This is a genomic window from Clostridium sp. AF34-10BH (assembly GCF_003478095.1).
GTDB classification, from domain to species: Bacteria; Bacillota; Clostridia; order Lachnospirales; family Lachnospiraceae; genus Acetatifactor; species Acetatifactor acetigignens.
The window spans coordinates 20,630-27,501 of the sequence record NZ_QUEC01000038.1; the positions used below are offsets into that span (position 1 = coordinate 20,630).

At 48.6% G+C, this 6,872-nt stretch carries 6 protein-coding genes; all 6 read right to left on the reverse strand.

Features of this window, described 5'->3' with window-relative positions:
- Positions 1–2: 2 nt before the first annotated feature.
- Positions 3–869 (reverse strand): DNA-binding protein WhiA, encoded by an 867-nt coding sequence (gene whiA / locus DWZ61_RS17695; RefSeq protein WP_118539904.1) that lies wholly within the window; start codon positions 867–869, stop codon positions 3–5.
- Between the two features lies 1 nt (position 870).
- Positions 871–1,737, reverse strand: a complete 867-nt coding sequence (rapZ, locus tag DWZ61_RS17700) for an RNase adapter RapZ (RefSeq protein WP_022313109.1) — start codon at positions 1,735–1,737, stop codon at positions 871–873.
- 180 nt (positions 1,738–1,917) lie between these two features.
- Positions 1,918–2,823, reverse strand: a complete 906-nt coding sequence (gene murB / locus DWZ61_RS17705; protein ID WP_022313110.1) for a UDP-N-acetylmuramate dehydrogenase — start codon at positions 2,821–2,823, stop codon at positions 1,918–1,920.
- 46 nt (positions 2,824–2,869) lie between these two features.
- The gene (locus DWZ61_RS17710; RefSeq protein ID WP_118539905.1) at positions 2,870–3,814 is read right to left on the reverse strand and encodes an ROK family glucokinase; all 945 of its coding nucleotides are present in this window, start codon (positions 3,812–3,814) and stop codon (positions 2,870–2,872) included.
- A complete protein-coding gene (hprK, locus tag DWZ61_RS17715) occupies positions 3,807–4,754 on the reverse strand; it encodes an HPr(Ser) kinase/phosphatase (RefSeq protein ID WP_118539906.1) in 948 nt (315 codons plus the stop codon). Before hprK ends, DWZ61_RS17710 begins: the two co-directional genes overlap by 8 nt.
- 61 nt (positions 4,755–4,815) lie before the next feature.
- Positions 4,816–6,705 (reverse strand): excinuclease ABC subunit UvrC, encoded by a 1,890-nt coding sequence (uvrC, locus tag DWZ61_RS17720; RefSeq protein ID WP_118539907.1) that lies wholly within the window; start codon positions 6,703–6,705, stop codon positions 4,816–4,818.
- Positions 6,706–6,872: the final 167 nt, after the last annotated feature.

The following is a 6,872-nucleotide window of genomic DNA, read 5'->3' on the forward strand; positions in this document are numbered from 1 at the left end:
TTTTACGTCCGGATTCTATCTGCCAGTTCGCTGAGTTTACGTAATCTATGGTTCACACCGGATTTTCCCACCGGCGGATCCAGATACTCTCCCAGTTCCTTCAGCGGAGCGTCCGGATTCTCCAGCCTGACCTCTGCCATCTGGCTTAAGGGCTCGGGCAGATTCTCCAGTCCGTAGTGATCCCGGATATAAATAATATCCTCTATCTGTCTGGTCGCCGCAGTTACCGTTTTGGTAATATTGGCGGTCTCACAGTTCACTCTCCGATTCACAGAATTGCGCATTTCTTTCACAATCCTCAGGTTTTCCAGCTTCATCAGGGCAATGGGTGCTTCGCACACATTGAGAAGATCCACAATACCAGATCCTTCCTTCAGATAGACCACGTAATACTTCTTCCGAAGCACAATCTTGGCTTCTATGTCAAATCCCTGTATCACACTCTGTAGTTGTCTCGCTTTATCCTCATCGGTGCATACAAATTCCAGGTGATAACTTTTCTGCGGATCGCTCATAGAACCAATGCAGAGAAAAGCTCCTCTTAAAAATGCTCTTTGACAGCAGGAATTTTTAATCAACAAGGGGCTCACAGGCTCAGACAGATCCCCGATCTTATCGATCACACTCCGCATCTGTTCCTCGCTGATTTTAACATCAGTATCTATATTATATGTTTTTTTCAATAATGTAAAGCCTTTTCTGACAACCGCCTCGTTTTCCGTCTGGAAACCGATCATGAAATCTCCTTCTGCGGAGCGTCCGTATTGTCCACTGAAGTTCATGAGTGCGGCCAGCTCAGCGATCTGGCAATGTCTTGCCGGGCTGATGTGTTTTGCCAGTTCTTCCTTTACTTCACTCGAAAATGACATGTCAAATTCCTTCTCTGGGTACATCACGGTGGTACAGCTTGATACCATAATGACCTTCCGCCTTCATACGTTCGTACAATTTATTTGCCAAAGTAACGCTTCGGTGCTTACCGCCGGTGCAGCCGATTGCAATAACCAGACGGTATTTGCCTTCTTTAATATAATTCGGGATCAGAAACTGAATCATGTCGGTCAGCTTGTCCAGGAATATTCCGGTCTCCGGAAAACTCATCACATAATCCTGCACTCCTTTATCATTACCGGTCTGGGGCTTCAGTTCCTCGATATAATAAGGGTTTGGCAGGAATCTTACATCAAAGACCAGATCGGCGTCTGCGGGGATTCCATGCTTGAACCCGAAGGACATGACCGTTACCATAAGACTATTGTATTCTTCGTTCTGTACAAAAATACGATCCAACTCTTCCTTCAGTTCTCTGACTAACAGATTGGAGGTATCGATGACGTAATCTGAATTTTTGCGGATTGTCTCCAGAATCTTCCGCTCCTTGTGAATGCCGTCCTCCACTCTGCCGTCTGCTGCAAGAGGGTGCACACGTCTGGTCTCCTTATACCGTTTTATCAGAGCAGCATCGTCGGAGTCCATAAACAAAATCTCGAATTTGTAGCCTTTTTCCTTTAATTGCTCCAAAATCCGGGTCGCATCCATGAAATTCTGGTCTGCCCGGACATCCAGTCCCAGGGCCACCTTGCTGATCTCACTGCCCGGCATGGCAATCAGTTCCACGAACTTCTCCACCAGAGATACCGGCAGATTATCCACGCAGTAAAATCCAGCATCTTCCAAAAGCTTTAATGCGGTTCTCTTTCCTCCGCCACTCATGCCTGTTACTACTACAAATCTCATATGCACCTCGTTATTCTATCGTAACTATTCAGAATCCCATTCGCAAAATCACCTCTTCGAGGCTTCCTTGGAGAACAGGTCTTCCTGTTCTCTGCTCATGTGGTTACTTCGCCATATAAATTTGCGATTCTGCGAAGATGCAAGCATCCGCAGAAAACAAATTTACATGGCTCTGAATAGTTACAGGAATTTGATCTCGGGTTCCAGCTCCACGTGAAAACGTTCTTTCACTCTTCTCTGTACTTCCCAGATCACATCTTTTACATCTTCTGCAGTGGCATTGCCGGTGTTGATAATAAATCCGCAATGCTTTTCCGATACCTTTGCGCCTCCTACGGAGTATCCCCGCAGACCGGCTTCCATGATCAGCTGCCCGGCGAAATGTCCCTCGGGACGTTTGAAAGTACTGCCGGCACTGGGATATTCCAAAGGTTGTTTTTCTCTGCGGCGAATTGCCAGTTCCTCCATTTTGGCTGCGATCTGCTCCGGATCTCCGGGCTGTAGCCGGAAAGTCACTTTCGTCACGACAAACGACTGGTTCTGGATCACGCTGGTACGATAGCCGTACTCCATGGTACTGTTGTCCAGTTCCATGATCTCTCCATTACGGTTGACTACCGTAACAGTGGTCACCACCTGGCTCATCTCTCCGCCGTAGGCTCCGGCATTCATTACAGCTCCGCCACCGATGGTACCGGGGATTCCCGCAGCGAACTCCAGGCCTGTCAGGCCATGCTCTTTCGCTGCTTTTGCCACCTGGCTCATCAGGGCCCCTGCCTCTGCTTCCAGATAGCAGTCTCTCACTTCGATCCGGCTCATATGCTTACCAACCACCAGAACAATTCCTGCATATCCCTGGTCGCTGACCAGCAGATTGCTTCCGTTGCCGATCACGGTATAGGGAACATCCACCAGCCGAAGGTATTTCTGGATCTTACAGAGCTGCTCTTCGTTTTCCAGATAGACCAGGCAATCTGCCGGGCCACCGATCCGGAAGGTGGTATGCAATTTCATCGGTTCCTGTAACAGAACTTTATCTGCCGGTACAATTTCTTTTAATGCTTCTATCACTGCTGCACTTATCATGTTGTCAGGCTGCTCTTTCTTTTTGTTATAATTATGCCGCGAAAGCCTACTTTAATACCAGTGCTGCCGCACCGTAGATTCCGGCATCATTTCCCAGCTTGGCCAGGGCGAATTTCGTCTGCTTGCAGGGACCGAAAGCACATCTCTTATAAGAAGGCTCTATGTATTTGAATAAAATGTCTCCGGCCTTGGACACGCCACCGCCAATGACAAAAATCTGGGGATCAACTACGCTGGCTACTGCGGCAAGTCCCTTGCCAAGATACTCGCCGAACTGTTCTGCGATCTCGATTGCTACTTTATCTCCGGCTTTCACCGCATCAAATACGGCCTTCGCAGAGATTTCACCACCTCTGAGCATGCTGGGAGCATCATCTTTGGCCAGACGTCTGTTGGTCAGACGGGTAATTCCAGTAGCGGATGCATACTGCTCCAGACAGCCCTTGTTCTTACAGCCGCAAGTCTCTGTCTCAGCATCTTCAATATGGATATGTCCGATTTCACCGCCGGCACCGTTGGTACCGGTCAGGATTCTGCCGTCGATGATGATACCTCCACCGACACCGGTTCCCAGAGTAACGGCTACCAGATTGGAATAGCCTTTACCACCGCCCTGCCACATTTCACCCAGGGCTGCTACATTGGCATCATTTCCAGCTTTCACAGTTACAGGCAGATCCAGTTCTTTTTTCAGGGTCTCTGCCAGATCAAAGGCACCCCAGCCAATGTTCACTGCACCGTTGACCATATAGCCGTCAGCGTCCACTGCACCGGGAGCTCCAATTCCTACGCCTACCAGTTCTTCTACAGAGATATTCTTCTCCTGCATTTTGTTTTTGATAGATGCTGCAATATCCGGCAATACCTTTTCCCCGCCGTTATCTTTTACTGTGGGAATCTCCCACTTATCCAGCACCTGTCCCTTATCATTGAAAAGTCCTAACTTGACCGTGGTTCCTCCCACGTCTACCCCAAATGCATATTTACTCATCGTCCTCGTCCTCCTCACGTCTTTTTGCCAGAGAGTTCTGTACACGGGTGTATAGCTCTTTTGCTGCGTTGTAGCCCATCTTCTTCTGACGGTGGTTGATAGCTGCCGTCTCGCAGATAACTGCCAGGTTACGTCCGGGACGAATCGGAATGTTGTGGCATACCACCTTATTGCCCAGATATTCGGTATAATTCTCTTCCAGTCCCAGTCTGTCGTACTCTTTGTCCTTATCCCAATCTTCCAGACGGATGACCAGGTCAATGGTCTGTGTATCTTTTACGGACAGTGCACCGAACAGTGCCTTGACATCCACGATGCCGATACCACGCAATTCAATAAAGTGTTTTGTGATATCCGGTGCAGAACCTACCAGCGTATCATCACTGACCTTACGGAGTTCTACCACATCATCGGTTACCAGACGATGACCTCTTCGGATCAGCTCCAGTGCTGCCTCGGACTTACCGATGCCGCTCTCACCGGTGATCAGGACACCTTCACCGTAGACATCCACCAGTACACCGTGCACGGAAATGCAGGGAGCCAGCTTGACATTTAACCACCGGATGATCTCAGACATAAAGTCAGAAGTGGATTTTTTCGTAGATAATAACGGAATCTGATGTCGGATCGCCGTCTCCAGGAAAATAGGATCCGGTTTCAGGTCACGGCTGAACACGATACAGGGAATATCATAAGCCATCAGCTTCTCATAAGCTTCCTTACGAGTCTCATCCGTCATGCCTTCCATATAAGTATATTCCACAAATCCAACGATCTGCAGACGCGTGGCATCAAAATGCTCAAAATATCCTGCCAGCTGCAGTGCCGGACGGTTGATATCCGGCTGTGTGATCTTCACATGTTTCACATCAATCTCCGGTGTGAGATTTTCCAGTTTCATTTTTTCGATAACACGGGTTAAACTTACACTTGCCATACTAATCTCCATACCTTTCCGCGAAAAAACCGCCCCGGTTCCCCGCCCTTTTCATTATCTTTTAGTGTACCACAGGTTGTCCTGTCTGTGAAGCAAAAAAGGTCACGATTTCCTCTGCCGTACGCTCATTCATTTCGGGAATTTCCATCAATTCTTCCACCGATGCCTGCCGGATCTCCTCCAGTGACTTAAAGTGCCTCATCAGGGCCTTTCTCCGGGCCGGTCCCACCCCCGGGATATCATCCAGTACGGACTTCACCTGAGTCTTGCTGCGCAGGGATCTGTGATACTCGATAGCAAAACGGTGGGCCTCATCCTGAATTCTGGTGATCAGCTTAAAACCTTCGGAATGGGTATCAATGGGAAGCTCAATATTATGATAATATAAGCCTCTGGTACGATGGTTGTCATCCTTGACCATGCCGCAGACCGGAATGTCGATTCCCAGTTCTTCCAGTACGGACAGCGCAATATTCACCTGTCCGCGGCCGCCGTCCATCAGAATCAGATCCGGGAACTTCGTGAAGCTTCCGTACTCCTGATCCATTTCCTGTTCTTCCAGCTCTTTGCTCTCTTCCATGCCGTGGCGGAACCGCCTCGTCAACACTTCCCGCATGCAGGCATAATCATCCGGGCCAGAGACACTCTTGATTTTGAATTTACGGTAATCGCTGCGCTTTGGCTTCCCCTTTTCGTAGACTACCATGGAGCCTACATTTTCAAAACCGTTGATATTGGAAATATCGTAGGCCTCCATCCGGGCCGTGCCGGTCAGCGGAAGCTGCAACAGATCTGAGATTTCCTTCACCGCACCGATAGTACGGCCTTCCTCACGCTTCAGTTTCTCCCTGTCCTGAGACAATACCAGTTTTGCATTCTGGGCTGCCAGTTCCACCAGTTTTTCCTTACTGCCGATCTTTGGCACCTTCAGGTAGACCCTGCTGCCTTTTCGCTCCGACAGCCATTTCTCGATCAGTTCCGCATCCTCGATTTCATATTGCAGCATCAGTTCTCTGGGAATAAATGGGGTCCCCGCATAGAACTGCTTTACAAAATCCTGTAAGATCGCTGGTTTGTTATTTTCCGGCACATGTGTCATATAGTAATGTTCCCTGCCGATCAGCTTGCCATCCCGGACGAAAAACACCTGTACCACCGCTTCCGTCTCATCCTGATACAGCGCCAGGATATCTTTATCTTCACCCACGCCCTCTGTGATCTTCTGTTTCTGGGACACCTGGCGGACACTGGATAACAGATCTCTGTATCTGGCAGCTTCTTCAAATTCCAGTTCCTCCGCTGCCTTGTTCATCTTCTCTTCCAGATCCTTCAGAATCGGGCTGTAATTGCCGTTTAGAAATTCCAGTGCTCCCGCCACCTGCTGTCTATACTCCTCCTTGCTCACATAGCCCTGACAGGGAGCCAGGCACTGTTTAATATGATAATTCAGGCAGGGGCGCTCCAGTCCGGTGTCTCTCGGCAGCACCCGGTTGCAGGTACGCAGCTGGTACAGCTTGTTCAGCAGCTCAATGGTATCTTTGACCGCCGCAGCACTGGTATAAGGACCGAAATAGCGGGACTTATCCTTCTTCATGGTACGGGAAAACAGGATTCTGGGATAATCCTCCCCCACCGTCACCTTGATATAAGGGTACGTCTTGTCATCCTTCAGCAGAGTGTTGTATTTCGGAGAATTCTCTTTGATCAGATTGTTCTCCAGTACCAGTGCCTCCAGTTCGGAGTCCGTCACGATATATTCAAAACGCGCGATCAATGATACCATCTGGTCAATGGCAGGACCTCTGCCGATATTTTCACGAAAATAAGACCTTACACGATTGTGCAGGTTGATGGCTTTTCCCACATACAAAATGACATCCTTGTCATCCCGCATGATATACACTCCCGGCTTGCGGGGGAGCTTTTTTAATTCTTCTTCAAAATTAAACATAAATATTTCCTCGCATGCTTCTATCATACCGATTCTGGGGAAAAATACAATAAGGGATTTAATATTGTAACTTGAGAGTTAGTTAAATACATTGGCAAAATCCACGAACTCCCGGAGCATGCGATACACATGTCTCGATGTAAGGTCTCCGGATGTGAATTTTCTAC